Source organism: Levilactobacillus namurensis (assembly GCF_032197885.1).
Lineage (GTDB): Bacteria > Bacillota > Bacilli > Lactobacillales > Lactobacillaceae > Levilactobacillus > Levilactobacillus namurensis_A.
On record NZ_CP134159.1, the window covers coordinates 764,462 to 790,470 of the forward strand.

33 protein-coding genes, 1 tRNA gene and 1 riboswitch are annotated in these 26,009 nt (G+C 52.8%); of the genes, 15 read left to right on the forward strand and 19 right to left on the reverse strand.

Annotated features, from left to right (window positions below; translation table 11 throughout):
• The first annotated feature begins 157 nt into the window (after nt 1–157).
• Together RIN67_RS03495 and RIN67_RS03500 are read left to right on the forward strand one after the other, a co-directional pair.
• Nucleotides 158–421: a PTS sugar transporter gene (locus RIN67_RS03495; protein WP_024746690.1), complete on the forward strand. Its 264-nt coding sequence runs from the start codon at nt 158–160 to the stop codon at nt 419–421.
• A gap of 63 nt (nt 422–484) precedes the next feature.
• Nucleotides 485–688 carry a hypothetical protein gene (locus RIN67_RS03500; protein ID WP_024746691.1) on the forward strand — a complete coding sequence of 68 codons (204 nt, stop codon included), beginning with the start codon at nt 485–487 and terminating at the stop codon, nt 686–688.
• Between the two features lie 62 nt (nt 689–750).
• Here RIN67_RS03500 and RIN67_RS03505 read toward each other — a convergent pair whose 3' ends face one another.
• Entirely contained in the window at nt 751–1,098 is a 348-nt protein-coding gene (locus tag RIN67_RS03505; protein WP_024746692.1) for a hypothetical protein, read from the reverse strand.
• A gap of 316 nt (nt 1,099–1,414) precedes the next feature.
• On the opposite strand from RIN67_RS03505, the gene RIN67_RS03510 reads away from it, so the two are divergent.
• The 4 genes from RIN67_RS03510 to pstB all read left to right on the forward strand — a co-directional run bounded on the left by RIN67_RS03510 (nt 1,415) and on the right by pstB (nt 5,029).
• Entirely contained in the window at nt 1,415–2,311 is an 897-nt protein-coding gene (locus RIN67_RS03510; protein WP_056944672.1) for a phosphate ABC transporter substrate-binding protein PstS family protein, read from the forward strand.
• A gap of 71 nt (nt 2,312–2,382) precedes the next feature.
• On the forward strand, nt 2,383–3,336 hold the full coding sequence (pstC, locus tag RIN67_RS03515) for a phosphate ABC transporter permease subunit PstC (RefSeq protein ID WP_264999435.1): 954 nt from the start codon (nt 2,383–2,385) through the stop codon (nt 3,334–3,336).
• The gene (gene pstA / locus RIN67_RS03520) at nt 3,326–4,213 is read left to right on the forward strand and encodes a phosphate ABC transporter permease PstA (protein WP_264999434.1); all 888 of its coding nucleotides are present in this window, start codon (nt 3,326–3,328) and stop codon (nt 4,211–4,213) included. The genes pstC and pstA overlap by 11 nt, the downstream gene beginning before the upstream one ends.
• A gap of 12 nt (nt 4,214–4,225) precedes the next feature.
• Nucleotides 4,226–5,029 carry a phosphate ABC transporter ATP-binding protein PstB gene (gene pstB / locus RIN67_RS03525; protein ID WP_024746696.1) on the forward strand — a complete coding sequence of 268 codons (804 nt, stop codon included), beginning with the start codon at nt 4,226–4,228 and terminating at the stop codon, nt 5,027–5,029.
• A 200-nt stretch (nt 5,030–5,229) separates the two neighbouring features.
• Here the strand turns inward: pstB and RIN67_RS03530 are convergent, their stop codons facing one another.
• The 4 genes from RIN67_RS03530 to RIN67_RS03545 are packed head-to-tail and all read right to left on the reverse strand — an operon-like array spanning nt 5,230 to nt 9,008.
• Complete coding sequence (locus RIN67_RS03530) at nt 5,230–6,300, reverse strand: ABC transporter substrate-binding protein (protein WP_264999433.1); 1,071 nt, start codon at nt 6,298–6,300, stop codon at nt 5,230–5,232.
• A complete protein-coding gene (locus tag RIN67_RS03535; protein WP_107738696.1) occupies nt 6,297–7,097 on the reverse strand; it encodes an ABC transporter permease in 801 nt (266 codons plus the stop codon). The genes RIN67_RS03530 and RIN67_RS03535 overlap by 4 nt, the downstream gene beginning before the upstream one ends.
• On the reverse strand, nt 7,094–7,909 hold the full coding sequence (locus tag RIN67_RS03540; protein WP_264999432.1) for an ABC transporter permease: 816 nt from the start codon (nt 7,907–7,909) through the stop codon (nt 7,094–7,096). The genes RIN67_RS03535 and RIN67_RS03540 overlap by 4 nt, the downstream gene beginning before the upstream one ends.
• Nucleotides 7,896–9,008, reverse strand: a complete 1,113-nt coding sequence (locus RIN67_RS03545; RefSeq protein WP_264999431.1) for an ABC transporter ATP-binding protein — start codon at nt 9,006–9,008, stop codon at nt 7,896–7,898. The genes RIN67_RS03540 and RIN67_RS03545 overlap by 14 nt, the downstream gene beginning before the upstream one ends.
• Before the next feature lie 278 nt (nt 9,009–9,286).
• Here RIN67_RS03545 and RIN67_RS03550 point away from each other — a divergent pair, with 278 nt between their 5' ends.
• The 3 genes from RIN67_RS03550 (at nt 9,287) to RIN67_RS03560 (ending at nt 11,117) form a co-directional block, all read left to right on the forward strand.
• Entirely contained in the window at nt 9,287–9,808 is a 522-nt protein-coding gene (locus RIN67_RS03550; RefSeq protein ID WP_264999430.1) for a GNAT family N-acetyltransferase, read from the forward strand.
• A gap of 229 nt (nt 9,809–10,037) precedes the next feature.
• Nucleotides 10,038–10,628 (forward strand): pentapeptide repeat-containing protein, encoded by a 591-nt coding sequence (locus RIN67_RS03555; protein WP_264999429.1) that lies wholly within the window; start codon nt 10,038–10,040, stop codon nt 10,626–10,628.
• 102 nt (nt 10,629–10,730) lie between these two features.
• Entirely contained in the window at nt 10,731–11,117 is a 387-nt protein-coding gene (locus tag RIN67_RS03560; protein WP_264999428.1) for a hypothetical protein, read from the forward strand.
• 3 nt (nt 11,118–11,120) lie between these two features.
• On the opposite strand, the gene yaaA is transcribed toward RIN67_RS03560, so the two are convergent.
• The 10 genes from yaaA to RIN67_RS03610 all read right to left on the reverse strand — a co-directional run bounded on the left by yaaA (nt 11,121) and on the right by RIN67_RS03610 (nt 19,592).
• Complete coding sequence (yaaA, locus tag RIN67_RS03565) at nt 11,121–11,867, reverse strand: peroxide stress protein YaaA (RefSeq protein WP_313826015.1); 747 nt, start codon at nt 11,865–11,867, stop codon at nt 11,121–11,123.
• 111 nt (nt 11,868–11,978) lie between these two features.
• Nucleotides 11,979–12,353, reverse strand: a complete 375-nt coding sequence (locus RIN67_RS03570; RefSeq protein ID WP_024746706.1) for a hypothetical protein — start codon at nt 12,351–12,353, stop codon at nt 11,979–11,981.
• A 273-nt stretch (nt 12,354–12,626) separates the two neighbouring features.
• Nucleotides 12,627–13,655, reverse strand: a complete 1,029-nt coding sequence (locus RIN67_RS03575) for a hypothetical protein (RefSeq protein WP_264999426.1) — start codon at nt 13,653–13,655, stop codon at nt 12,627–12,629.
• Nucleotides 13,656–13,866: 211 nt separating this feature from the next.
• The gene (locus RIN67_RS03580; protein WP_056944686.1) at nt 13,867–14,607 is read right to left on the reverse strand and encodes a hypothetical protein; all 741 of its coding nucleotides are present in this window, start codon (nt 14,605–14,607) and stop codon (nt 13,867–13,869) included.
• A gap of 251 nt (nt 14,608–14,858) precedes the next feature.
• Nucleotides 14,859–14,931, reverse strand: a tRNA-Ala gene (locus RIN67_RS03585).
• Between the two features lie 164 nt (nt 14,932–15,095).
• Complete coding sequence (locus RIN67_RS03590; RefSeq protein ID WP_264999425.1) at nt 15,096–15,467, reverse strand: hypothetical protein; 372 nt, start codon at nt 15,465–15,467, stop codon at nt 15,096–15,098.
• Nucleotides 15,468–15,484: 17 nt separating this feature from the next.
• Nucleotides 15,485–16,705: an ABC transporter permease gene (locus RIN67_RS03595; RefSeq protein ID WP_024746711.1), complete on the reverse strand. Its 1,221-nt coding sequence runs from the start codon at nt 16,703–16,705 to the stop codon at nt 15,485–15,487.
• Nucleotides 16,698–17,594, reverse strand: a complete 897-nt coding sequence (locus RIN67_RS03600) for an ABC transporter ATP-binding protein (protein ID WP_264999424.1) — start codon at nt 17,592–17,594, stop codon at nt 16,698–16,700. Before RIN67_RS03600 ends, RIN67_RS03595 begins: the two co-directional genes overlap by 8 nt.
• 162 nt (nt 17,595–17,756) lie before the next feature.
• Complete coding sequence (locus RIN67_RS03605) at nt 17,757–19,124, reverse strand: nucleobase:cation symporter-2 family protein (RefSeq protein WP_056944689.1); 1,368 nt, start codon at nt 19,122–19,124, stop codon at nt 17,757–17,759.
• A gap of 113 nt (nt 19,125–19,237) precedes the next feature.
• Nucleotides 19,238–19,336, reverse strand: a riboswitch (purine riboswitch).
• 85 nt (nt 19,337–19,421) lie between these two features.
• The gene (locus RIN67_RS03610; protein WP_158267204.1) at nt 19,422–19,592 is read right to left on the reverse strand and encodes a hypothetical protein; all 171 of its coding nucleotides are present in this window, start codon (nt 19,590–19,592) and stop codon (nt 19,422–19,424) included.
• A gap of 56 nt (nt 19,593–19,648) precedes the next feature.
• Here RIN67_RS03610 and RIN67_RS03615 point away from each other — a divergent pair, with 56 nt between their 5' ends.
• From RIN67_RS03615 to RIN67_RS03635, 5 genes are all read left to right on the forward strand, one after another.
• Nucleotides 19,649–20,659, forward strand: coding sequence for an asparaginase (locus RIN67_RS03615; protein WP_264999423.1), 1,011 nt, complete (start codon nt 19,649–19,651; stop codon nt 20,657–20,659).
• Between the two features lie 80 nt (nt 20,660–20,739).
• Nucleotides 20,740–21,903 carry a hypothetical protein gene (locus RIN67_RS03620; RefSeq protein WP_264999422.1) on the forward strand — a complete coding sequence of 388 codons (1,164 nt, stop codon included), beginning with the start codon at nt 20,740–20,742 and terminating at the stop codon, nt 21,901–21,903.
• A gap of 50 nt (nt 21,904–21,953) precedes the next feature.
• Nucleotides 21,954–22,301, forward strand: coding sequence for a hypothetical protein (locus RIN67_RS03625; protein WP_225426505.1), 348 nt, complete (start codon nt 21,954–21,956; stop codon nt 22,299–22,301).
• Nucleotides 22,302–22,315: 14 nt separating this feature from the next.
• On the forward strand, nt 22,316–22,576 hold the full coding sequence (locus RIN67_RS03630; RefSeq protein ID WP_264999421.1) for a zinc-ribbon domain-containing protein: 261 nt from the start codon (nt 22,316–22,318) through the stop codon (nt 22,574–22,576).
• 5 nt (nt 22,577–22,581) lie between these two features.
• Nucleotides 22,582–23,094 carry an O-acetyl-ADP-ribose deacetylase gene (locus RIN67_RS03635; protein WP_264999420.1) on the forward strand — a complete coding sequence of 171 codons (513 nt, stop codon included), beginning with the start codon at nt 22,582–22,584 and terminating at the stop codon, nt 23,092–23,094.
• 59 nt (nt 23,095–23,153) lie between these two features.
• Here RIN67_RS03635 and RIN67_RS03640 read toward each other — a convergent pair whose 3' ends face one another.
• Nucleotides 23,154–23,354, reverse strand: a complete 201-nt coding sequence (locus RIN67_RS03640) for an LBP_cg2779 family protein (RefSeq protein WP_056944695.1) — start codon at nt 23,352–23,354, stop codon at nt 23,154–23,156.
• Nucleotides 23,355–23,594: 240 nt separating this feature from the next.
• Between RIN67_RS03640 and RIN67_RS03645 the strand changes: the two genes are divergently transcribed.
• A complete protein-coding gene (locus RIN67_RS03645) occupies nt 23,595–23,786 on the forward strand; it encodes a hypothetical protein (protein ID WP_056944696.1) in 192 nt (63 codons plus the stop codon).
• A gap of 212 nt (nt 23,787–23,998) precedes the next feature.
• Here the strand turns inward: RIN67_RS03645 and RIN67_RS03650 are convergent, their stop codons facing one another.
• From RIN67_RS03650 to tenA, 3 genes are all read right to left on the reverse strand, one after another.
• Nucleotides 23,999–24,766, reverse strand: coding sequence for an SDR family NAD(P)-dependent oxidoreductase (locus RIN67_RS03650; RefSeq protein WP_264999419.1), 768 nt, complete (start codon nt 24,764–24,766; stop codon nt 23,999–24,001).
• 156 nt (nt 24,767–24,922) lie between these two features.
• Nucleotides 24,923–25,285 (reverse strand): hypothetical protein, encoded by a 363-nt coding sequence (locus RIN67_RS03655; RefSeq protein WP_264999418.1) that lies wholly within the window; start codon nt 25,283–25,285, stop codon nt 24,923–24,925.
• Nucleotides 25,286–25,361: 76 nt separating this feature from the next.
• Entirely contained in the window at nt 25,362–26,006 is a 645-nt protein-coding gene (tenA, locus tag RIN67_RS03660; protein ID WP_264999417.1) for a thiaminase II, read from the reverse strand.
• Nucleotides 26,007–26,009: the final 3 nt, after the last annotated feature.

The window sequence follows — 26,009 nt, forward strand, 5'->3', positions numbered from 1 at the left end:
ACGCCTCCTTAATGACGAAATTTTGAGTTTAAACAAAAAGCATAACACGCGTATCATACCATATTTTGGGTGGAGATTGAACGGACGTTCGGGAGAAGAAAAAGGGGCTTGGCAACCATTGTGAAATCGCTTACAATGTAAGTAGAGGTGATCAGAAATGAAGACCATTGGATTCCCATTGTATGAAGAAACGCCCCAAATTGACGAGGCGCCCGCGATGCAAAAAATTTGCCAGAACTATACTGGCAAAGTGTTGATCAAAGTACAAGATGCCGAAATCGATCCTAGTGAAGCGACCGAAATTGCGCAACTCAAGGACTATGGCGGTCACTTCGTCACGGTAACGGCTGAGGGACCAGATGAAGCTTTACTGGCCGCCGCCGTTCACCAACAGTTGGCTAAGGACAAGTACAGTTACTAGCCGACTTGACGCCCTTAGAAAAAGTCGCTAAGCTCAAAGAGCAGCAAGACTGGAGGGTGTCAGATGACACAAGCACAGGTTGACCGGCTCTGCGAGATTGCGCCGAAGTACGGCTTGCAGTTGAAGCATCAGGGAACGATCATTACAGAAATTAACGGGGCGCCCACGTCTTTTGACGCCAGCACCTATATGCCCGACCAGTTCGTTGACCTTTTGGCGCAGATGATTGCGACTAAGATGAAGGCTGATTTGTGGCAATGGCAATAACCTAAACGAAAATACGCTCGCGACAGCTAATCCTGTTGCGAGCGTATTTTTTGATTGGCTGCTTAAGCTTCTTCCCAACGGTCAAAGTCTTGGGTATGGTTCCCCAGGTAGGCAATGGCCTCTTGAGCGAGTTGCTGACTTTCACCGGTCAGATCTTTGGCGAGATTGGCGTCAATGTCGGCCTCATCGCGCAGAAAGCCGGTGGCGAGTTCCAGGTACTTGGTCCGTCGACCGACCCCGTGATCGTTGAAGAGCTGGTCGAGACCAGTTAAGTCGGGTTGTCCAGCGGTTGCGACTTGCTTAGCGAGGTCGGGTTGGCGACCTAGCTTCGTTGCGGCATAGTCCATCAGAAAATCATTCATATCCACGATGATATCGTGCCGTGCTTTCTTTTCGTTCTTTTTTGCCACTTCAAATCACCTCACAAGTCAATTCTAGCCATTTTGATCAGCGGGCGCAATTGTGGACCCACGATAAGGGAAGATAGCGACGCATCTGACCTCAAACGGGAGGAAGTTGGGCGAGCCGAACAATGCACAAACGTTGATATAAAAACAATTATAGCGACCTTGGCAACATTTACCTAAAATTTACACGATTGCGACAATTAATATATATTGGTCGGCTAGAATGTGTCTTGTAAGTTAAGGGGAGGTACCACAGCGTTCGCTACCTAGCTTACGATGTGGTAAATCCACTATATCTAATAGACATGGAGTGACAGGGATGAATAAAGGAACAAAGTTAGCAATGGGGATTGCTGCGATGAGTTTATTATTAGTTGGTTGTGGCAAGGCTACCAGTTCAACTAGTAGTAGCAAGTCCAGCAGCAATGAAGCATTATCCGGGAAGGTTACGGCCGTGGGGTCAACGGCGTTACAACCATTAGCTGCCAAGGCCGGTTCCCAATTTACGGCGAAGAACAGCAAGGTTAACTTGACGGTTCAAGGTGGGGGTTCCGGAACGGGGTTGAGCCAAGTTCAATCCGGCGCCGTTTCCCTGGGAGATTCCGATATTTTCGCAGAAGAAAAAGCTGGGATCAAGGCCAGTGAATTGACCGACCACAAGGTAGCCGTTGTCGGCATGGGCCCCGTGGTCAACAAGGATGCCGGGGTTAAGAACTTGAAGATGTCACAATTGAAGGGCATCTTCACGGGTAAGATTACGAACTGGAAGATGGTTGGTGGGAAAGACCAAAAGATTGTGATCATCAACCGGGCCCAAGGTTCCGGAACCCGAGCAACGTTTGAAAATGCCGTCTTGAAGGGTGCTTCAGCAGTGAAGTCCCAAGAACAAGATTCTAACGGTGCCGTACAAAAGATCGTGGCCACCACGCCAGGTGCGGTCAGTTACTTAGCCTTCTCTTACTTCACCAACAAGTTACAAGCTCTTTCCGTTGATAATGTGACGCCAACGGATAACAACGTTGAAACCAACAAGTGGAAGATCTGGTCTTACGAACACATGTACACCAAGGGTAAGCCTGACAAGGCAACCGCTGCTTTCTTAAGCTACATGACGTCTAAGGACGTGCAAAACAGCTTAGTTAAAGACATGGGTTACATCAGCATTCACGACATGAAAGTTTCCAAGGATGCTAAGGGAACGATTACGCAAAACTAAGCTAGCTTAGTTGAGATACCAGTGAAGGTGCAAAATGGGCACCTTCACTTTTTTTAAGGGGGAGTCATCTCATGGAACAAACAAATTCAGACTTAAAACCAAACGATGCCCGCACCGATGATTGGACGGCGCGGTTACACCGGGCAACCCGGGCGACGCGTGAAGATTGGCTAGGTCGGGGCATCAGTTACTTATGCATTGGGGTCATTATCTTAGTCGTGGCGTCAATGCTGTGGTTCATCACGTCCAAGGGAATTGCGACGTTTACGCAGAACCACGTGAACTTGTGGAAGTTCGTTTCGGGGACTAACTGGTCGCCGAACCAGGACCAGATTGGGGCCTTGCCCATGATTGTGGGGTCCTTTGCGGTCACCTTTGCCGCCGCAATCGTGGCCACCCCGTTTGCGGTGGGAACGGCCATCTTTATGACCGAAATCGCGCCGAATAAGGGACGGAAGTTCTTACAACCCGTCATTGAACTTTTGGTCGGGATTCCGTCCGTCGTTTACGGGTTTATTGGCTTGGCGGTGGTGGTCCCATTCATGCGGCACCTGGTCAGTGGGTCCGGTTTCGGGATTATCTCGGCGACCTTCGTCCTGTTCGTGATGGTGTTACCGACGATTACCACGATGACGGTCGATAGCCTGCGCGCTGTGCCACGGTTCTACAAGGAAGCCTCCCTAGCGTTGGGGGCGACCCGGTGGCAGACGGTGTCGCGGGTGATTCTGCGCGCGGCCACACCGGGAATTTTGACAGCAATTATCTTTGGGATGGCCCGTGCTTTTGGGGAAGCTTTAGCCGTCCAGATGGTGATCGGGAACGCGGCGATTATGCCTAAGAACCTGATCTCACCAGCCGCAACGTTGACCAGTCAGCTGACGACGGGTATCGGGGATACTATCGATGGAACGTTACCTAGTAACGCCCTGTGGTCTTTGGCGTTGATCTTGCTGTTGATGTCACTATTCTTTAACGCACTGGTCCGGTTGATTGCTAAGAGGGGGCAACTGAGTCATGAACGCTAAACAAAAGGATTTTCTCGCCACGATTACCATTAACGTGATTGTGGCCGCAGTGGTCGGCATTCTGTTTTTCTTGCTGGCATACATTTTAATTTCGGGGTTACCCCACGTGAGCTGGTCCTTCTTGACGGGGACTACGGATTCCTTCAGTGGTGCTGGTGGAATTGGGGTTCAACTCTTCAACTCATTTTACTTACTGGTTTTAACCATGTTGATTTCCATTCCCATCTCCTTGGGTGCCGGAATCTACTTGGCAGAGTACGCGAAGGACAATTGGCGGACGCACTTGATTCGTTCTGCCATCGAAGTCCTCAGCTCACTACCTTCCGTGGTGGTGGGGCTATTCGGTTTCTTGCTGTTCGTGGTCAAGTTTAAGATTGGATTTTCCGTCATTTCTGGGGCCATCGCCCTGACGTTCTTTAACCTGCCATTGTTAACCCGGAACATCGAAGAGTCCTTGAGCGCGGTTCCACGTAATCAGCGGGAAGCGGGCTTGTCGTTGGGGATGTCGAAGTGGAAAACGGAGATTGGCATTATTCTGCCGGTGGCCTTACCTGGAATCGTTACGGGAATTGTGTTGAGTGCCGGTCGGGTCTTCGGGGAAGCAGCGGCGTTGATCTACACGGCGGGGCAGAGTGCGCCGGTGACCAACTTCGCCGACTGGAATCCCATGGATGCGGCCAGTCCGTTAAATCCTTTGCGTCCCGCCGAAACACTTGCGGTGCATATTTGGAAGGTCAATACGGAAGGCTTGGCCAACAATGCGGCCCAGCTTTCCGCGGCGGCGTCCGCGGTGCTGATCATTGCGGTCTTACTGTTTAACTTGGGCGCGCGGGTATTGGGGAACTACCTGTACCGGCGGGGCACGGCCAGTAAGTAAGGGGGAGTCCACATGTTAAAAGAGTATTCATTTGAGAAGACGGCCATTCAGACCTTTGCCGATAACGTCCCCTTGGCGTTACGGACGGAGGACATGCAGGTCTTTTATGGCAGTAACCACGCCATGCACGATGCCAGTCTGAGCTTTCCGAAGAATCAGATTACGGCGTTGATTGGGGCCTCGGGTTCCGGTAAGTCGACGTACCTGCGTTCGTTGAACCGGATGAACGATGGTATCGCGACGGTGACCGGGAAAATCTGGTATCACGACGTGGATATCAACGAACCCGACGTGAACATCTATGAGATTCGGCGGCACATCGGTATGGTGTTCCAGCGGCCGAATCCGTTCTCCAAGTCGATTCGGGAGAATATCATCTACGCCTTGCGGGCGGAAGGCATCAAGGACAAGCAGGTCCTAGCAGAACGGGTCGAGCGCAGTCTCCGCGGGGCGGCGTTGTGGGACGAAGTCAAGGATAACCTTGATAAGAGTGCCCTGGCCTTATCTGGTGGGCAGCAGCAACGGCTATGCATTGCACGCTCGATTGCCATGGAGCCCGATGTTCTGTTACTGGATGAACCCTGCAGTGCCTTGGATCCCATCTCAACGGTCAAGGTTGAAGAGACCCTAGCCGAGTTGCGGCAAAAGTACACGATTATCATCGTGACGCATAACATGCAGCAAGCGGCACGAATCAGTAGCCAGTGTGCCTTCTTCCACTTGGGTCACGTGATGGAGTACACGCCAACGGCCACCATGTTCAGCAATCCGCAGATTCCCGTGACCCAAGATTATATTTCTGGTAGCTTCGGATAAATCCGGGAGGCCGGATCTTCCGTTCTTAAAAAGTTAGTCTGTGGCTCATCGGTGACGTCAATCGCCCACCCTGCTTCGTGCAGGGGGTGATTGGCGTTTTTTGTGTTTTGGCCTTGGTTATGGTTTTTCAAAATGGAAGCACGCACCAAAAATGGTCACCAGAATGCGTCTCCGCATTCTAGCGACCATGTGGTTTAGGGTCAATGGTGCATTTTGAATTCCAGGTACCGGTCATTGTAAGTTTGCACCACGTTGGGTGATAAATCACGATAAATCTGGAGGTGACGAGTTGTTTGGCGGGTCGGGTAGAACTGCCGGTCGTTTCGAATCACCTTGGGAAGCAGGGCCTTAGCCCGTCGGTTCGGCGTCGCATAACCAATGTACTCGGCATTTTGGGCCGCGTTCTCTGGCCGACTCATGAAGTTCAAGAAGGCGTAAATGGCGGCGTAGTGTTGGGCGGACTTGGGGATGACTAAGTTGTCGATCCATAAGTTACTCCCTTCGCTCGGGACGACGTAGTGGAGGTGGCGGTTGTGACTCAGCATTTCCGCCGCTTCGCCGGACCAGTCGACCGCCACGGCGGCCTCATCTTGAATCATGTACATCTTGATTTCATCCGCAACGACCGCCTTCACGTTGGGACTCAACGCATTCAACTTGTGGGTAGCCGCCCGTAAAGTTGCGGGATTGGTGGTGTTCATGGAATGGCCTTGTTCGGCTAATGCCATCCCCAGGATATCACGGGCGGAATCAATCAGCATGATCTGGTCGCGGTACTTGGGGGACCAGAGCTGAGACCAGTGGGTCAGACTACCCGGCTTCACGAAGCGGTCATTGTAGATGATCCCTAGGGTTCCCCAGAAGTAGGGAAGCGAGTAGGTGTTGCCCGGGTCGTACGACTTGTTGAGAAACAGGGGGTCGTAGTTGGTCAGGCCAGTTAAGCGACTACGGTCGATGGGCTGTAGCAGGTGAGCCTGCTTGAGCTTGCTGACCATGTAGTCACTGGGAACGGTCAGGTCGTAGTGGGTGCCGCCCTGTTTCAACTTGGTAAACATGGCTTCGTTGCTGTCGAAGGTCTCCACGTTGACGTGGTAGCCCGTTTCCTTTTGAAACTTGGTAAGCAGTTGGGGATCGATGTAGTCTCCCCAATTATACAGATTGAGGACCTTGGCACCGGTGCTGCCACTGGAGGTAGTCAGCGTGTGACTGGTGTAAGCCAGTAGGCCACAGACACCTAGAAGCAGGGCCACGATGGTCAATAGACGTTTCATAATGTCGCCCCCTGACGCTTCGTTTTCCGGCGATGATGCCGTTGTTGGAGCCAATAGTAGCCGCCAACTAGTAATAGGGAGAAGAGGAACATCACCCCGGAGAGGGCGTTGATTTCAAGGTCGATCCCCTGGCGCGCCCGGGAGTAGATCTCAACGGACAGGGTGGAGAACCCGTTTCCCGTGACGAAGAAGGTCACGGCAAAGTCGTCCAGAGAATAGGTCAACGCCATGAAGAACCCGGTAAAGATTCCCGGCGAGATGAACGGAATGATCACTCGGGATAGGAGTTCCTTAGTGGTCGCTCCCAGGTCTTGGGCTGCCGCCAGCATCGCGGGCCGCATTTCCCGTAATCGGGGCAAGACCATCAAGACCACGATGGGAATCTCAAAGGCGATGTGGCTCAAGAGAACGGAGCCAAAGCCTAAAGGCAGCTTGAGGGTGGTGAAGAAAATCAAGAAGCTGGCCCCGATGATGACGTCGGGAGAGACCATCAGAATGTTGTTGAGGTTCAACAGCACATCCCGGGTGACGCGCTTAGACGTCCGGTGGATGCTCAAGGCCCCCAGGGTGCCAATTAACGTCGCAATGAGGGCGGACAATAGCGCGACTAGCAGGGTATTGGCCACGATGGCTAACATCCGGGGGTCGGCAAAGAGGTCCGCGTAGTGTTTCCAGGTGAACCCGTGGTAGTTGGTCATGGTGTCACCGGCGCTAAACGAGTAGACGATAAGGTAGATGATGGGGACGTAAAGAATGATGAAAATCAAAATAAGGTATGCGCGAGATAACTTTTTCATCGTGGGAACCCCCCTGGTTGGTCGTGGTCGTTGGTCAGTTGCATCACAATGATCATGGCCAGAATTAAAATCACGCCGATCGTCGACCCCATCCCCCAGTTCATGGTGGTCAAGAAGTGCTCCTCAATCGCGGTCCCTAAGGTGATGACCTTATTTCCGCCAATCAGACGCGTCAGCATGAAGAGGGATAACGAGGGGATGAAGACGGCTTGGACGCCCGCCTTGACCCCGGGGAGCGTCAACGGAAAGATGACGCGACGGAAGGTCTGCCACCGGGTGGCGCCGAGGTCGAGACTGGCGTTGACGTAGGCGGGGTTGAGGTCGTCTAAGGCGTTATAGATGGGTAAAATCATGAACGGAATCTGGATATAGGTGGCCACGAAGATGAAGCTGGCGTTGGTGAATAAGAGCTGGTGCGGGCCGATGCCGATAAAGCGCAAGAAGTTATTGGCCATACCAGCTTGACTGAAGATGCCGATGAAGGCGTAGGCCTTAAGTAAGATGTTGATCCAGGTGGGGAGGATGACCAGCAACAGCCAGAATTGACGGTGCTTCAATTGATGAAGCACGTACGCCGTAGGATAGCTGATGATTCCGGTGAATAGGGTGATCAGCAGGGCGTACCAGATGGAGTTGGCCGTCATCTTTAAGTACACGCCAGATTGGAAGTAGGTCGCGTAGTTGTTCAGGGTAAACTGATGGTCTAAGTTGAAGAAGGATTGGTACACGATCAAGGCGACCGGCGCAATCACGAAGAGGGCCAGCCACAGACCGTAGGGGAGAAAGTAGCCCCAGTTTTTACGGTTGGTCATGGTCGGCGTCCTCCGTTCCTTCGTAAGTCTCCAGGCGGGCGTCGAATTCCGCTTCTTTTTCGTGGAGCCGCATCACGTGGAGGTCCTGTGGCCGGAAGCTGATGCCGATGGTCTCCCCGTCTTCGGCAGGATTGACCGAGTGGATCAACCAGCTGTGGCCCCGGGTGTCCGTCGCCGCGATTTCGTAGTAGTCCCCCCGAAAGAGCTGCGTGTCGATGGTCATGGTCAACTTAGCGTGCGCCAGGTCAGTTAGGGTGAGGTCTTCGGGCCGGAGCACGACCTCGACCGGTTCGTCGGTGGGAATTCCCGCGTCGGAACACTCGAACTGTTGGCCGTTGAATGCGACTTGGAAGTCGGCGACCATCTTACCGGGCAGAATATTGCTTTCGCCGATGAAGTCCGCGACAAAGTGGTTGATGGGTTCGTCGTAGATGTCGACGGGGGTCCCGCTCTGAAGGACTTCTCCGTTGTTCATCACGAAGATTTCGTCACTCATCGCGAGAGCTTCTTCTTGGTCGTGGGTCACGAACAGGAAGGTGATGCCCAGTCGTTGTTGGAGGTCGCGCAATTCGTATTGCATTTCCCGGCGGAGCTTCGCATCCAGGGCCGAGAGGGGTTCGTCTAGGAGGAGCACACGGGGCTGCATGATGATGGCCCGGGCGATGGCGACCCGTTGTTGCTGGCCCCCGGAGAGGGCACTGATGGCGCGCTCCTGATAGCCGGCTAAGCGCACCAGCTTAAGGGCCTGGTCGACTTTTTGGGTGATCTCTGATTTCGGGCGCTTTTGCAGGGTCAGACCGAAGGCAACGTTTTCCGCGACGGTGAGGTGGGGGAATAGCGCGTAGTCTTGGAAAACCGTGTTCACGTTCCGGTGGTTGGCGGGAACGTCGTTGATGCGGTGACCGTCGAATAGGACGTCGCCGGAAGTGACCTGGTTGAAGCCGGAAATGGTCCGTAAAATCGTGGTTTTCCCACAACCGGAGGGACCTAGCAGCGTGTAGAACTTTCCGGGTTCCAGGGTAAGATTGATATTTTTTAAGATGGTATGGTCTCCGTAGCGTTGGGTGACGTGACGGAGTTCGATAATTGGCTGACCCATTGGACAACCCCCTCTGTAAGAATTTCGATGGCGTTGAGGGTGGTAAACCCCTTACAGCTCTATTGATTATAGCGGGTTTAGTCCTAAAAATAAACCAGCAACTAAGCAGAAATTGGGTCGAGACGGGGTGGTAGTCAACCCACTTAACCGGTACGTGGCTAAGCGACGTTCCAACCGGATTCCCCCGTGGTAGCAATCGCGCTTAGTCGGGGCCAATTGACCGTAGCGGAATCACGCGGAGAAGCCTATAATCAACTACCATAGGGAGTGGTTAATCGATGACAGTCACGTTTGAAAATGCGCAACCCGCAGACTTACCACGGATTGTGGCAATTTATAATGAAATTATCCCCAGCCGGTTAGCGACGACCGACCTGACCCCCGTGACGGTGGCGTCGCGCGAGGCCTGGTTTGCGAGCTTCGACCCAGCGAGTCGGCCCATTTGGACGATCCGGGTGGCGGGAACAATCGCGGGGTGGGTCAGTCTGGAATCCTTCTACGGGCGGCCGGCTTACCGCCACACCGTCGAAATCAGTCTGTACATTGATGCGGCTTTTCGGCACCAGGGCTTGGGACAACGGACGTTAGCGTTTGTGATGACGCAGTTGCCCCGGCTAGACATTGATCGAATCGTGGCGTTTGTGTTCAGTCATAATACGCCCAGTCAGGCGTTGTTTAAGCACAACGGGTTTACGGTTTGGGGCCACCTACCAGAGGTGGCTGAGATGGACGGCACACTGTATAGTTTGGACATTCTGGGCCGTTATTTTCCGGAAGCAGCCGGTCACGGCCAAAATTAAGCTACCCTGAAGGGGGCCGCTCAGCAGGCCGGAAAAGCCTATCAGACCGCGATTGCGTAAAAATTTGATGAGAATTTTCGCTTTTACGGGGGGCCTAGGCGGCTTGTAACGTCATTTGGCGGTCGGGGCACCGGGTGCAGGAAAAATAAGCGGGTCTAAGCCATGAGAAAATCCACAGATAGTAGCGAGTGACGTCTGCTAGACTAGGGCCAGTCAGGAGGAATGACCCATGATTAAAGACCAAACAATTAACGTGACGGACTTGGAACCGTACCAGACCTATCAGCAGTGCACACTAGTGTTGCCTAGCTTGCCTAGTCACGTGAGCGATGTTCACCTGAACCGGTGCCAGTTCGTTGGTGACTTGGACCACAGTGAGTGGCTGGATTGCCACTTCCAAGATTGTGACTTCGCGAATCGGACTTGGACTCACAGTGTCCTGTACCGGTGTACGTTTACCCGGTGTAACTTACTGGGAACCGCTTTTCTGGAGAATCGGTGGCAGGACGTGACGGTGACGGAGAGTCGGGGGGACTACCTGAACCTCAGCGGGTCGCAGCTTACGCGGTGTCGGTTAGCTGCAACCACGCTGAAAGAGGCGTATTTACGGGCTTGTCGGGTGACGCCGCCACTGGTCTTAGATCGGTGTGACTTGAACCTGGCGAGTTTTGGGGAGACACGTTTGCAGGGCGTTGACCTCACGACTAGTACTTTTGACCAACTCGAAGTTGACGTCACTCCCCGGAGCTTAGCGGGGCTCGTGATTAATCCGGTGCAGGCGGCCCCCATCTTAGGTCTGTTCGGTGTCAAAATTAAGTAGCGGGATTGTGACCGTTTTAGCGTGAATTTAGGCCGAGTTAGTCTACACTGGTTCGGAATATCCGGTAGTTGAAAACGGATTTCCGAATGGGAGGAGATTAATATGGCAATTCTGGAGATGGGGCCCTTAGCTGACTGGGCTGAGGCAACGGCGGAATTATTGGCGGTTTGTGTGGCACTTTTTCTACCGTATTACACTGATTATCAAAAGAAAAAGCACCAACGCCGCAACTTAAAGATTGTGTTGCAGGAGTTAGTGCAGGCGGCGCTGGAGCAGCGGCCAGATAGTGTGAAGACCTTGGATATCTTTATTAAAGTGTCTTTCTTGGGCAATCGTGATAGTGCCAACGACGAGTTGTTAATGGTGGGCAGCCACATGGTGAGTCTATTTGAAGACACGGCGTTAGATCGGCAGGCCACGCAACAGGAGGTCGTGCGCTTGATGACACAGTTAGGGTTGTCGGTGACGGAACCTGTGGTGGCTGATTGAGGGTCACTGTTGGTTGAGAAAGACTAGTTGGGTGTCCGTGGACCATTGTGCATCAAAGTGGTAGTCGGGGTGGTCAAAGGCGCGGATGCCGGCAACGGAGGTTACCTGATGTTCAGCGAGGTAGCGGACCATCGCGCCGCGGGCCATCTTAGCTAGTGTGGCCTTAGTCTTTAACCGACCGTCGACCAGGCTCGCGAAGACGATGGTCACGAAGGGCTGTTGGGGTGCCAGGTAAGGGCGAATGGCCTTGGCGTATTCTTGGGAGGCCAGGTTGATGATGGGCTCCGTCGGGGTAGCCAGGGCGTGATAGAGGCGGTCCCCCCAGAACGCGTACAGGTTCGCCGTGGCCCCCACCGCAAGCTTGGCCTGCATCTCGAGGCGGTAAGGAACGATACCGTCGAACGGACGAAGAATGCCGTAGAAGCCGGAGAGAATCCGCAGATTTTGACGGACGTAGTCGAGAGCGGGCGCGGTGAAGAGGTCAGGGGCCATGTACTGGTACTGAATGCCCGTATAACTGAGGATGGCTGGGGTGAGCTGATGGTGCAGATCGAGTTGCTGTAGCCAGTGATAGTTGGGTTCAGCGAGCTTGTCGCTACAGTGCCATAAGACCTTGGCCTCGGGATAAGACAATTCCCGTAGGCGGTCGAGAAGTTGGGCCGTTTGGGGCAGGTACTGGGGCAGACCGTCGATTGCGAACGTGTCGGTATCGACGACCATTTTTTTAGCGGGCGCAATGATGATTTTCATGGGGAAGCCACCTTTCGCCTTTTAGTATACGATTAATCAAAAGAATAAAGCAGGATATCAAAAAAAGTCGGCTAATTTGCCGACTTTTTAGATAGGCCAATTTTGCTTAGGTTATTTGCAGACGGGGTTGGACACGGTGTAGGTCTTGTAACCCTTTTGAGCAACGGCGTACTTAAAGGTCTTGCATTGGCTCAGCTTCTTGGCTTGAGCTTTCGACAACTTGATATCGAAGTTCCCCTTGTTGGCCACGCTGAACTTCTTGACGCATTGCTTCTTGCCGTTTAAGACGGTTAATTTAGCATTTTTCCGACCGTTTTTGAATTCAAGCTTTTGGGCGTTCTTGTGATAGTTCGTCCGTAACTTGATTTGCTTAGCAGTTGAAACCGTCTTAACGCTGGTCTTACTCCCTTGGGCACTGGTTGAAGCACAGCCCCCTAAAGCGAATAAAGCGGCGACACTAGCAACATAACCTAAAACTTTTTTCATAAATAACTCCCCCTAGAAATGAATAGGTAGTCGCTATTGGCTATCTGAGACCTAGTGTATCGGGGTGACCGTTCGGCGTCAATATTGCCGTCCCGCTCAGCAATTAAGGCGATAATCGGCTAGTGATTGCAACGGCTAATCGCCGACATGGCGGTCAGGAGGGGACTTGCTGGTTAGGAAAGGCGAGTTAGGTATACTCACTGTTCAATCCTTTTGGGGAAACACCATAATTAAGACGAAAAGACCACCCGAAGGTAGTCTTTTGAGGAAAGCTTACTGCAATCCTTGAATATAGGTTTTAGCTGTTTTTTCATCAAATGCAGCATTGCCGTCGGAACTGCCTTGTAAGTAGTAGGCGTATGCCTCCGCAATGTTTTCTAGGTTAGCATAGAACTTTTTATGGCCAACGTTCACCGTTATCCGGAAAGTACCGGCATCCCCATTGTAGCTATCGTAGGCTTGGAAGACATGCCCCAGTGACATCTTTAAACGGTAGAGTTTTTTACCTGAAATAGTCACCTTTTTAGTGCCGAACCCCTTCATTGGTTTAGCAAGGTAATAAGTGTAAACGGACTTGCCGCGGTTAAACTTCTTGATTTTAACTGACTGGGCAACTTTAGTGTAATTGGGGTTCCCTGACTTGGTGGTGTACTTGTTGTAGTAATTTAAGTAATTGTCAGCGGTTACCGTGATGAAACCGTTATTTCTTCTATCAACATCAAAATAAGACTGACGATTCTTCTGATAGAGTGTGGGGAGATTGGAATATGCGCCGTGAGCAAATGCCGTGTTGGGTGTATATTTTGTGAGAAAGGCGGTTTGGGCCGGTTTCGTTAGTTTCTTCATGGACACGGCAAACGACCACTTTTTACCAATGACATTAAAGACCTTTTTCTGATTTTTCTTTGATAGGGTGGGCGTTTTAATGTTAGCAATTCCCCAATCGTTGACATTACCAATAACCACTGAATGTTTATTGAGCGTCACACCGTGGGTTCGATTTTCGTTTCCAACAGTTAATCGGTTGCCAATGGTGAAGACGTCGGGCTCGAATGGCATGACTTTAGTAGAGCTCATGTTAATTCGTGTTAATTTTGGTAAATTTCGCATGCCAACTCGATCAAACTCCGAATCGACTTTCTTACTCGTTTTAGTGACCTTTCTGTCGTACTTTGCGTAACTCGCTAGAATTTTCTTTTTACTTTGACTGATGGCCTTGGCAGGAGTCGCTGTTAGTCCCACACCCATCAGTGTTCCTAGTAACATTAAACTCGTAATCCCTCTCCCGGTTAACTTAAACAATGTAATACCCCCTAATATATTTTGAACCATTTAATTGTAGCGCAGGTGATTTAAAATTAAAATCTAGCTTATTAACCAGTAAAGAGATTTATTATTCATACTTTTTGGGGGATGCCGGTTTACGTGGAGGCGGGGAGAAAGACAAAAATAAGCCATTCCCTAAAATGAGAATGGCTTATTTTGAGGTTGAATATGGGGATGCAGTAATGGGTTAGTCCGTATCGATATCGGTATACGACCGAATATACGAGGCTTTGACCCAACCGGCGTAGTGGTACTGATCCGTTGAGACAATGTAGTCGAAGACGTCGCCTTCCCGGGTACGTTTAGCGGCCTTAACGATTTTAAATTTGGCGGCGTGTGGCAGGGAAGTGGTAGTGGTTTCCTTCATTTGGCCTAGTTTCTTCGTGGGATATTGCGTGTAAGGGACAACGTTCCAGAGAATTCCAGGAACGGCAATACCGACGGCTTCGTTGGCGTGGTTATAGGTGGTGACGGCTGAAGTTGTTTTGGCAGATTTGAGTCCACCGGAAAACTTACCGATTTTCTTGCCGCCATAGACGTAACCCCGATACTTTTTGTTCATGGACACGACGCGGTAGTAGACGGATCCGGTATTGGTCACCTTGTAGCCATAAGCGCGAAAGTAGTAGGTAGATCCCTTATGGGACGGATTTTTAGTGGTGTCGGCGTAAGTTTGGGCGTCTTTAGTAGTGTAGGTCCCAAATGTCTTCATGAGGGCTTTTGAAGCCACCAGTTTAGCGCCCTTAACCGTCCCAGGTTTCGTGTATAATGCGTGCTTCCCAGTGGTGGTCACGTTGCGCTTAGAAGCCGCTGTTTTTAGTGTCGTATAGCCGGTTTTGATAGTGGCGGCGTGGACGCTTTGAACCATGCCCAAAGCGCTAATGATAACGGTCAATGATACGAGTAAGTGTTTGGTAAGTTGTCTCATCAGAAATCCCTCCTCGATGATAAAGCTACACGGATAACCTTTAAGGAACGTTAATGGGACTTTTTTGAGCATTTAAGGGCCAAATAAAAACTGCTAGCCGTTAAGCTAACAGTTTGTTATCCCTACCACCGTTGGGTTATTTGTGTGTAATTTTAATGCCAATTGGTGACATTAGATGATTATGTGTTAAATCAGAAACACCGTAAACACAGCGCTTTGAAGCATGTTATTTATCTCTAGATACACAAAAATGGATCCTACCGGATTTGAACCGACGACCTCCTGCATGCGAAGCAGGCGCTCTCCCAGCTGAGCTAAGGACCCAAATGACTATAAATTTAGTATAGCACTTTGGTCGAAAAAGTTAATGGTCAACTGAATAAAAATCTAAAATCTTGCAAAAAGAGTGCCTTTGGTTGTAGGTTTCAACACCGGATGGTTAAAGCGTCGCAAAAAAGCCTGGGAATTTTATCCCAGGCTTTTTGTCGTTAGTGGCGGCTACTGCGGTGAGTGCCTGAGCCGTGGTCTTTGACCACGTGCCGTTTGAACTTTGGTCCGGTTGCGTCCGGTACGAACTTAAAGTGCCGGAGACGACCGGGATAGGGCTGCCCCGAGAGTCGGACGTTGGTCCAGTTCTGCATGGCTTGGGCCATTTGTTGGGTGGCAGTGACCAGGTCGGGGCGCTGTTCGGTCCGGGCAGCATCCCGTAAGTCGCTGGTCAAGCGACTCATGAGGTTCTGGTGGTAGGTCAAAAGCTCCTGGGTCAGGGGCGCACTACGGTAACTGTTAAATAGTTTTTGAACTTCTAATAAGGCGTCTTCCACGTCTGAAGGTTGGTAGTAACGGTCTTTTTCAGCCATTGGTGACTTCCTTTCGTTTAATTCCGCCGACGCCGGTTGAGCAAGTGCTGCCAGAGCGTCTGGCTATCCGATTGTAACATCAGGTGCTGGTATTGGTGGCCAATGCCCCAACTCATCAAGCCTGTTGTGATCAAGGCGATGACCAGTGAGAGCCACTGGGTGCCCAGACCAACCGTACCGTTAATGATCCGCATCGGCATGAAGTATGACGAGAGGAATGGGATGTACGACATGATCTTAACGGGCAGGGCGTCTAAGTTGTTCTGGAAGGGGAAGGTGGCGAAGAAGCCCACCATGCCCAACATGACCACGGGTTGGGCGGCCTTGGACGCATCCTCGGCCTTGGCGACCAACGCGCCACTATATGCGGCCAGCAGGGTGAACAATACCACACCGATAAAGAGATAAAGAAGGTTCAGGTTCAAGAGGTTATGCAGGACGCCGTCGATCAAGGATTGGTACTGCGCAATCATCGCGTGGAGACCCTTGCGACTTAAGGCCCAGGCGTAAATGGCCCAGCCCCCCAACAGGTAAATGACGATTTGAGTAATGATCACCAGCAGAATACCGGTGATTTTACCCACGAAGTAGCTGGTTGCAGTGGTACTGGAGAAGATGATCTCCATAATTTTTGTGCCCTTTTCCGACGCAATTTCTTGGGCGGTAATGGAAGCGTAGGTAATCAAGATAATGTAGATCATAGTCACAATCAACCAGAACGAGATGGTCTTAGCCAGGTTAGCCGTGCCGGCCTTAGAGGCGATGTGTTGGGTCAGCTTAGGCGTTCGTTGGAGCTGAACCTGTTGTTTGGGCGTTAACTTAGCGGCTTGGTAGTTCGTCAGCTGCTGGGTCTTGGCTAGGAAGTTTTGGACCTGAGCCTCAACGCCCTTACTGAGGGACTGGTTCCCCCGGTAGACCGCGTTGACCTGATCTTCCGTAGTGGTGATGGTCAGGTAGCCCGCCAAGTGGTTGGCCTTTAGGGCCTTCTTCGCAGCGGCGACCGTGGTGATTTTGGTGTTCAACTCGGTTGGGTGCTGGGCAATGAACTGGCGGCGTAAGGCGGGTTGTGTCCCCACAACGGCAATCTCTTGACTGCTAGAAGCACTGTTGGCGCTAATGTAGCTGATTCCCAGGGTCAGTCCCAGCATCAGGAAGGGACCGATAATCATGAAGAAGAAGCTCCATGACTTGATTTGACGCAGGTAGGTCTCGGCGGTCACAATCCAGGTCTTAAGCATCTGCTTCACCCACTTTCATTCGGAAGATCTCATCAAGGGTCGGGGGCTGCTGGCTGAATTCTTCGATGTAGTGGCCCTGAGTCAGGCTGGCGAAGATGGCCGGCCCGGCGGCTGGGTCACTCAGATGAAGCCGGAATTGGCCCGGTTGCCGGGGCGTGACGCTGGCGACGCCGGGGAGGGTCGCTAACCGACGAGCGTCCCAGTCGGTCGTGACGAACAGCTCGGTCTTGCCGAACTGGTTGCGGACATCCTGGAGCGTTCCGTGCAGGACCATGTTCCCCGTGCGCAGCATCACCAGTTGGTTGCAGACCTCGGTGACGTTTTCCATGTTGTGGCTGGAGAAGATAATGGCCGCTCCCCGTTGTTTGGCGTCCAGGATAGCGCGCTTGAGCAAGTCAGCATTGACTGGATCCAGGCCACTGAAGGGTTCGTCGAGGATCAGGAGGTCGGGCTGGTGAATCAGGGTACAGATTAATTGGACCTTCTGTTGATTCCCCTTAGACAGGTCGCTGATCTTACTCTTGCGGGTGCCCTTGACGGCGAACCGTTCCAACCAGTCGTCGATTTGGGGGCGGATCACCTTAGCCGACTGCCCCTTCAGCCGAGCCAGGTAAACGATTTGTTGTTCGATGGTTAGCTTTGGCATCAGACTACGCTCTTCGGGAAGGTAACCGATGTGGTTGAAGTCTTCCGCTGAAAAGGCGTGTCCTTGCCAAGTAATCTGACCATCGAAGGTGATGAAGTTCAGGATACTGTGGAAGGTGGTGGATTTGCCAGCCCCGTTTTGACCAATCAGTCCGAGAATCTGACCGTTCGGGACATCGAAGCTGATGTCGTTGAGGGCCTGGACGTCCCCGAACGATTTTCGAATGTGTTGAATGCTTAGCATAGCGCGCGCTCCTTCGTCAGATTAGAATAAGTCCATTATACGTGAGTTCGCTAGGCAAACCAAGAACTTGCCGGGACGGGAGACTGATTTGTCATCAAAGGATTGATTTTTACTCAAAAACTCCCGTTCCAGTGGTTTGCGGAACGGGAGTAGCGTTTTAGGTTATTTTCGAGATTGGGCCGTACTGTTGACTTGTGCTTGGGCGGCTTGAGCCGCACGTTGCGGCCGCAAGTTGAAGACCACGTTCAAGATGACGGCGGAGAAGCTCCCGATGACGACCCCGTTATTCACGATGATTTGCAGGGATTGCGGCAGGTCTTGGAAAATCTGCGGGTAGACCGTTACGCCCAACCCAAGGCCAATCGAGATAGCCGAGACTAACAGGTTATTGTTGTCTTTGAAGTCGACTTGTTGGAGCATGCGGATACCTTGGACGCCGACCATACCGAACATCACGATCATGGCACCACCCAAAACGGGGTCGGGGATGACCGTTGCCAACGCGCCAATCTTAGGTAAGAGCCCCAGAAGCATCAGGAAAAGAGCGGAGAAGTAGATGGGCTTGCGGGTCTTAACGCCGGAAAGCTGGACCACCCCCACGTTTTCAGAGAAGGTCGAGTACGGGAAGGTGTTGAAGAGTCCGCCCAGGATCACAGCGATACCTTCAGCCCGGTAGCCGCGCTTTAAGTCGGCCTCTTTAATCTGCTTGCCCGTGATGTCCCCTAAGGCGAAGAAGACCCCGGTCGATTCGACCATGGTAGTCAGAGAGACCAGAATCATGGTCAGAATGGACGACCACTCGAACTTGGGCGTGCTGAAGTAGAAGAATTGCGGTAGGTGGAACCAACTGGCTTGACCCACGGCGCTCAGGTTGACCATGCCCAGCCAACTCGCAATCACGGTGCCTAACAGGATCCCTAAAAGGATGGCCAGTGACTTCATGAAGCCCTTAGCGAAGACGTTCAGGCCTAAGATGATGGCCATGGTCAAGAAGCCGACTAACAGGAACTTGAGGTCCCCGAAGTTCTTAGCGCTGACGTCGCCACCACCTAGGTTCTGGAAGCCCACAGGAATCAGGGTGAACCCGATGATGGTGATCAATGACCCCGTGACAACGGGGGGAAATAGGTTCTTGATCTTGGAGAACCAACCGGCACTCAGGAAGACGAAGAGCCCCGCCCCGATGATGGCCCCATACATGGTACCGACCCCGTAGTTCCGACCGATGGCAGAGAGAGGCGTCACGGCTTGGACCGCACACCCCAAGACCACGGGCAAGGCGATTCCGGTGAAGCGGGTCCGCTTTAACTGGAGCAGGGTCGCAATACCGCACATGAAGATGTCGGCACTGATCAGATAAGCCATTTGCATGGCGTTAAAGTGTAACGCACCACCAATCAAGAGGGGCACTAAGACGTCGCCGGAGTACATGGCGAGGAGGTGTTGGAACCCCAGAATTGCGGCCTTCCAGGTGGAGACGGGTTGGCCGTCAGTCGTTTGTGTAGCTTGAGATGATTGCGTGGTTTGCAAGATATTTCCTCCTATCATGTCTGTGAATGAAACCAAAAAAGCTCCCTTTTCGCATAACGCAAAAAGGGAGCGGTAAAACTCGACCGATGACTCTTTTCATCGGCAAAAAGAGTTTCGGTCCTCAATTTGCTTATAGTCCGGAATTTACGGCTCCGGGTAGAGACTTACCAACCTTATCTTGGCATTATATAGGCAATTTCATTAATTTAACTGGTGTAGAATGTTACTTACTTTAGCACGGTGGCGTTAAAAACACAAGGCCGAGTTGACCACTGATGGCGGGTTTAGCCAAAATCGTTAGTGGGCATTGGGGGATCTTTTGATCAGGTGCCAGAGCTTCTTGAAGCCGGTACTGAACAGGGCCATCAACGGTCCCCAGTCGGCCAGTCCACCGGAGACACTGTCTTTTTTCGGGTGAACTTCGGGTCCGGGCTTGTAGAAGTGGTCCGCTTTCTTAGGTTGGGGCATCCTGGCGACCTCCTTTCTAAACTCTTACCTAAATTTTACCGCAACTAGGGTACAATATGGGTAACCAATTTGTTGGAAGGGGAGTAAATGTTGTGAAGAAGATTTTAGCGATTCACACGGGGGGCACCATTTCCATGTCGCAAAACGCACAGGGGGAGGTCGTGCCCAATGATCAGAACCCGATTGCCCAGGACGCCACGATCCTGGCGGGGCGGGTTCAGTTGATCACGGATGAAATGTTCAACCTGCCGTCGCCGCACATGACGCCGGTTCAGATGTTACAGATCAAGCAACGGATTCTAAAGGCCGAAGCGCAGGGCATCGACGGGGTCGTGATTACGCACGGAACCGATACGCTGGAAGAAACGGCGTACTTCTTAGACCTGACGCTGCCGAACACGATTCCCGTGGTGGTGACGGGGGCCATGCGGTCGTCGAATGAGGTCGGCTCAGACGGCCTGTACAATTTTCAATCGGCCATCGAGGTGGCCGCGGCCGACGCATCGCGGGATAACGGCGTGATGGTGGTCATGAACGACGAGATTCACACGGCGCGCTACGTGACCAAGACCCACACCACCAACGTGGCGACTTTCCGGACCCCGACCTTTGGGCCGATTGGGTTGGTCACCAAGGGCCATCCCATGTACTTCCAGAAGTTGATTCAGCAGACCACCTGCGACATCGACCACGTGATCGACGGGGTCTACCTCTTGAAGGCCTACGCGGGGATGGACGCCAGTCTGTTCGACGCCTTAGCGACGGACCGGACTCGGGGTCTAGTTATCGAGGGTGTCGGTGCGGGAAACCTGCCGCCGGCAACGCTGCCGGGGATTCAACGGTTACTGGACCGCCAGATTCCAATCGTGTTGGTCTCACGGTGTTATAACGGTGTGGCCGAGGACATCTACGATTACCCGGGTGGCGGGATTGGCTTGCGCAAGATGGGGTTATTGTTGTGCCAAGGACTGAACGGTCAGAAGGCCCGAATCAAGTTACTGGTCGGACTCAGCGCTGGGTTAACGGGCTCCGACTTGGCGGACTTCTTACGGACGGCGGTCTCTTAATCGGAAATGGACGGCCGTGGCGAGCTATTTTTCGCATAATATGGTAGAATTTTCAAAAAAGCAGAAAAGGGGGCCACATGATGAATTCTATTGTTAACGATCTTAACCGGGCCCTAGCACAGCAGATACTGATCAACGTTTATCAGGTGAACCAAGACGTGGTGTATACCGGATACGTGACGGCTGTGGGGGCCCAAGGCCTCATTCTGGCGACCTATGACGATTATGGCTTACCGGATGGTGCCGTCTTCTTGGACCTTAACGTGGTAGATGAAGTCGAATTTTCGAGTGATGATCTGGATAACATGGCGTTTCGCATTCAGACGGCCCATGACGAACACTTCGTGGCCGCCGGAGGCTTGACCATGCACTTTGACCCGCAGCGAGACTTACGCCGACAAGTTCTGAGTCACGCGTGGGTCGACCACTTGGTGATTATGTTGGTCCTGAATCAGGATCAGCACTTCTACGAGGGGCTGGTGACGGGCATCGCCGCGGACAAGGTGACAATCCAGCTCCTGAATAAATTCGATTATCAGGACCGCCCCGTTCGCGAGATTGACTCGAACCAAATCGAGGTCATCGAATTTCAAGGTCAGGAACTATCCCTACAGAGTGCCGCCGCGACCCGCCTCCAACAGTTGCCGCATCAGGAGACCGTGACGGTCACGTCACCGGAGTTGATTGCGGGAACCTTGCGGGAGTTAGTGGGCCGGGAGCTCTTCGTGGCCTTGATTCCTAAGCACGACCAGGACCTATTCTTCGTGGGCCGGGTGAATACGGTGACGGCGGATGCCGTGATCCTGAACTTGGTCGACATGACCGGTCAGTTCGGCGGGTATACCCTGATGCGGCTAAGTGAATTGCACGCAGTGATGTTAAAGTCGGATTATCTGCAGACCATGCGGTTGTTTACGCTGCTGAACCAAGCGCGACAACATCCCATCCAACCGGTCCTCAACGACGAGCGCTTGTTCGATGCCACGGACGACCAGTTTACGGCTCGACTGACGCAAGCGGCCACGTTCCGGTCGATTATTCGGCTGAAGCTCCACGACGGGACTAGCGTGCTGGGCTACCCCGCCCAGGTCGGCAATCAGCACTTCATCTTTCATGAAGTGGTGGATAATCAGGTCGACCAGGTCGGCAAGGCGTATGCGATTACTGACGTGGATGAAGTGGCTTTCGGGTACCTCGACGCCTACTTGACGGAACGGCAACTCAAAGTCGAGGGCGATTTATAGAAACGGAAAAAAGCCGCCGAGCGCTCGGCGGTCTACATAAGGAGTTTTGAATGATGCAGTGGAAAAAGTTACCGCGGTGGATGCGCGACACGGTGTCGGTCGTGGGTGCCATGTCGATTTTATTGATTATGTACGATTGGTTATTGGCAAAGAACGTGAACTGGGCGTTAGTGCCTTTACAGATTATTCTAGCGTTGTTGGCGGTTGGCGCTTGGAGTTACTTTAGCTATCGTAGCCAAGCCAAGCGTAAGGCCGCTGACGCCAAGAAGAAAGCCGATGCGGCAGCTCGGGCACAACGACGTAAGCAACGGGCTGCGGAAGGGGCCAAGCAAGCGGCTGTGACGCATGAACGCAATGCGAACCGGAACCAGCAACATCAACAACGCCGGCAACACTAGGAGGCTTAATAAACATGGCAACGAATCTAAAATTCTGTCCCCAGTGTGGGGCTAAGATTACGGCGACCGACCAGACTTGTCCGCGCTGTCATACGGATCTCCGGCCGTTTCGCGAGGTGAAGCAGCCCCAAGCGGCGCCGGCCAAGCCGAAGTTGAACCTGAACACCTTATCGGCTAACCCTTACCGGGAGGGCATGAAACGGCTCAAGGCGCGGGAAGGCTCTCAGCCCACGACTCCGAAACACCGTTGGCATTGGCCGTGGTCGAAGGAGTGAGCAAGATGGGAAGTTTTGAGGTTATTCAAGGCGATATCACGCGCAGTCAAGTCGATGCCATCGTGAACGCGGCGAACACCACGTTGCTGGGTGGTGGCGGTGTTGATGGCGCCATCCATCGGGCGGCGGGGCCGCAACTCTTCGCGGCCTGCGTGCCCCTGAATGGGTGTCGCACTGGCGAGGCTAAGCTGACCCCCGGGTTCGAGTTGCCCGCTAAATGGGTGATTCATACGCCGGGGCCGGTCTGGCGGGGTGGTCACCACCACGAAGCCGAATTGCTGGCCAATTGTTACCGCAATAGCCTGACTTTGGCTACGGCGCAGGGGTGCCGGACGGTTGATTTTCCGTCCCTGAGTACCGGAGTTTACGGTTATCCGCTGGCTGCGGCGGCGCAGGTGGCGACGCAGACGATTGCGACCTGGTTAGCCGCTTCAAAGCAGGAGCTGCGGGTTCGGTTGGTCGCGTTTGATGCGACCACGGCGCAGGCGTACCGCCAAGCTTGGGCCGCGTTGGGATGACGATGAAGACAAAAACAGACCTGAGTCTGCGAAAGGGAGACTCAGGTCTGTTGCTTGGCTTAAAGTGGTTTCTTGGCAATTAGGCTGTGGAGCGCTGCCTGTTCGTCGGTAGTGGGCTGCAGCTCACCGGTCTTGATGGCGTGGAACTTCTCAACGGTTAGGCGAGAACCAAAGGCCATCTCGCCGTCGGTCTTATCGTATTTCTTTTGGTAGGCGATGATTGCTTCAGCCAGACTACTTAGCTCTTGTTCTTGACTCATTAATATCCCTCCAAATGATAATCCATCTTGCTGCTCACTGTTTATTATACTAAAGTTTGGCGAAATCTGGGGAATAAGTCCTCGTATCCGAGAATATTTTGAATTTTACTTGATGAATGGCCCAAAATTGCGTAAACTAAAATGCAATATGAATTTTCTGTGTGTTAAGGAATTGTTACCGCGATTTTGGGTCGCTGTCATCGATTTGTGACGTTCAGCCCGTACACTAGGGGTCACGTGTTGACGGAAAGTCGGGATGAACGGGGTGACAAGGTGAACTTAAAACGGATTATTCTGGGACTGGGAACGGCAATCGTCCTACTGGCTGTGGTCAGTGGCCTCTCGTGGCTACTGACGGCGCACGCCGTAGGGCCCCACGTTGCGCAGTCCGAACCACAGATCCCGCCGACGACGCGGGAGATGCCACGGTAATTTTGCGGGCATTAAAACGGGTGCCGGGTGAACCGGTGGTTTTATTAATTAATGGTAATCGTGATGATTACATGACTACAGTCTCTTGTAGTCTATCAAGCGGGAAAGCAGGTCGACTTCGGTTGGCCTGTTTTCTTTTGGTCCGTTAACCGCTCAATGCTAAAAATCCCTTGCGTGCCATGACGATTCCGTTGGCGAGCAAGGGACCTTAATTAACGAAGCTTGATGTCACCACCGTCGACCATGAAGGTCTGACCGGTGATGTAACTGCTGGCGTCGCTGGCCAGGAAGAGGGCGACCGCCCCAATGTCCTGTTCGGGATCGCCCAGTCGGTGGAGTGGAATCTGGTTGACCATTGCCGCGTATTGGTCCGGGGCGGCCTGTTTCCAGCGCTTCACACCAGCCGTTTCGGCGATTGGGGAAATCAGGTTGACCCGAATGTTATCAGCAGCCCATTCGTTGGCCGCCACCCGGGAAAGGCCGCGAATGGCTTCCTTGGCCGCAGCGTAGGCGGCTTGGGTCGGTTGTCCGTTGATCCCAGCCCCCGAGGCAAAGTTGATGACACTCCCCTGGTTAACCTTGAGCTGGGGATAAGCCAGCTGCATCAGATGCCAAGTCGGATAGAAGCCGGTGTTGAAGGACAGGGCCAAGTCATCGTCGGTTAGCGCGGTGAAGGGCTTCTGGTGGGAAGCGTGGGCGTTGTTGACCAGCACGTCAATCCCGCCAAAGGCTTTGACGGCTGTGTCAATGATGAGTTGGTCGTTGGCCTTGGTACTGATGTCGGTTTGAAGCGTGACCACTTGACCGGCGTTGAGTGCCTGAAGCTCCCGCTTAGCCTGTGTGATGAGCTCAGCGTTGACGTCGACCACCAGGACACGGGCGCCCGCTTTGACGAAGGCTGTGGCCATTCCCAGGCCGATGCCGCCGGCGCCACCGGTGATGATGACGCGTTTATCAGAAAAGTCATAAGTAATCTGCATGTTATCGTCCTCCTGTGTGCTGATAGTGTTGTGATCAGCGAGGAGTATATCACAATATTGCAAACGGTTTCAATAAAAACCATTACGTGTTTAGATTACAAAAATCGGGCCCACCCCCGTTCAACGAGGTGGCCCGATAGGAATCAAAATAAGCCTTTAAAAGTGCAACCAGTCACTGTGGTTACGGTGAATATCTTCGCGAATTCCCACGACGTAAATCAAGAAAGCCGCAATGGCGATGGCTAAGAGAATGGTCCAGAGCCACGCGTGCGTGTGGATGAAGGTAAAATAGCCGAAGCCCAGGGTGCTGAGCGCAATGATGACCAGCTTCCGGCCTAGTGGTCGGTCGTGGAGAAAGGACACTGCTAGCGCCAGGACCACGGCGCCACCGAACATGTCATCACCACTACTCAGACTGCCGGGGTGGTTCACCAGGGCGTACCCTTCAATCAGAATGCCCAAAATTAAAGCTAAGTAACCGAAAAATTGAAGAAAGGTCATTTGACGAATTTTTTGCATCACGACACCCGCTTTCCCTCAGATGGTGTCTTTATTATAAAGCAAGCGCGCGCGATTGGGAATCCTGACGCTTAGGTTACCAAGTTTCGTGGTCCAAGGCCATTTGCCAAAAGTGTAACTCGTACCAACTGCTCTTTTGGAAGATGTCTAGGAGGGCCGGCGTGTTCTGGGGAGTAGCGACCTGGTTGGCGAGGGCCAATTGAGCGGGCATCTCTCCGGCGTAGTCGTCGGCGTTGTAAGTATCGATCCAAGCTTGGTAGATGGGGATGGGTGATCCCTGGTGGGCCAGGTCGTGACCAATCTCGGCATAGAGCCAATAACAGGGTAACAGGGCAATCACGGCGCCGGCAGTGCCTAGGGTCGCTAGAGACCGGTAGAGGTGGCTGGTATAGGCGTACCCCGTGGGAGCCATAGGCGTCGCCGCGATTTCGGCATCCGTGATGGCGAGTTGCCTAAAGAAGGTTTTGCGGACCGCCATCTCGCCTTGGCGTAAGTGTTCAGCTCCGGCTCGTAACTGGTGGGCCGCCTGCGGATCCGTGGCCTGGTCCGCGGCCAGGTCGTGAATCGTCGCGAATTCTTGCAGGTAGTGGTGGTCTTGAATCAGATAATACCGGAAAGTGGCTGCGGGTAAGGTCCCCGCTTGCAAGGCTTGAATGAAGGGGTGGTGCTTGGAAGCCGCCCAACTGGTGAGAGTAGCGGCATGGGCTTGATCAGTGAACATTAA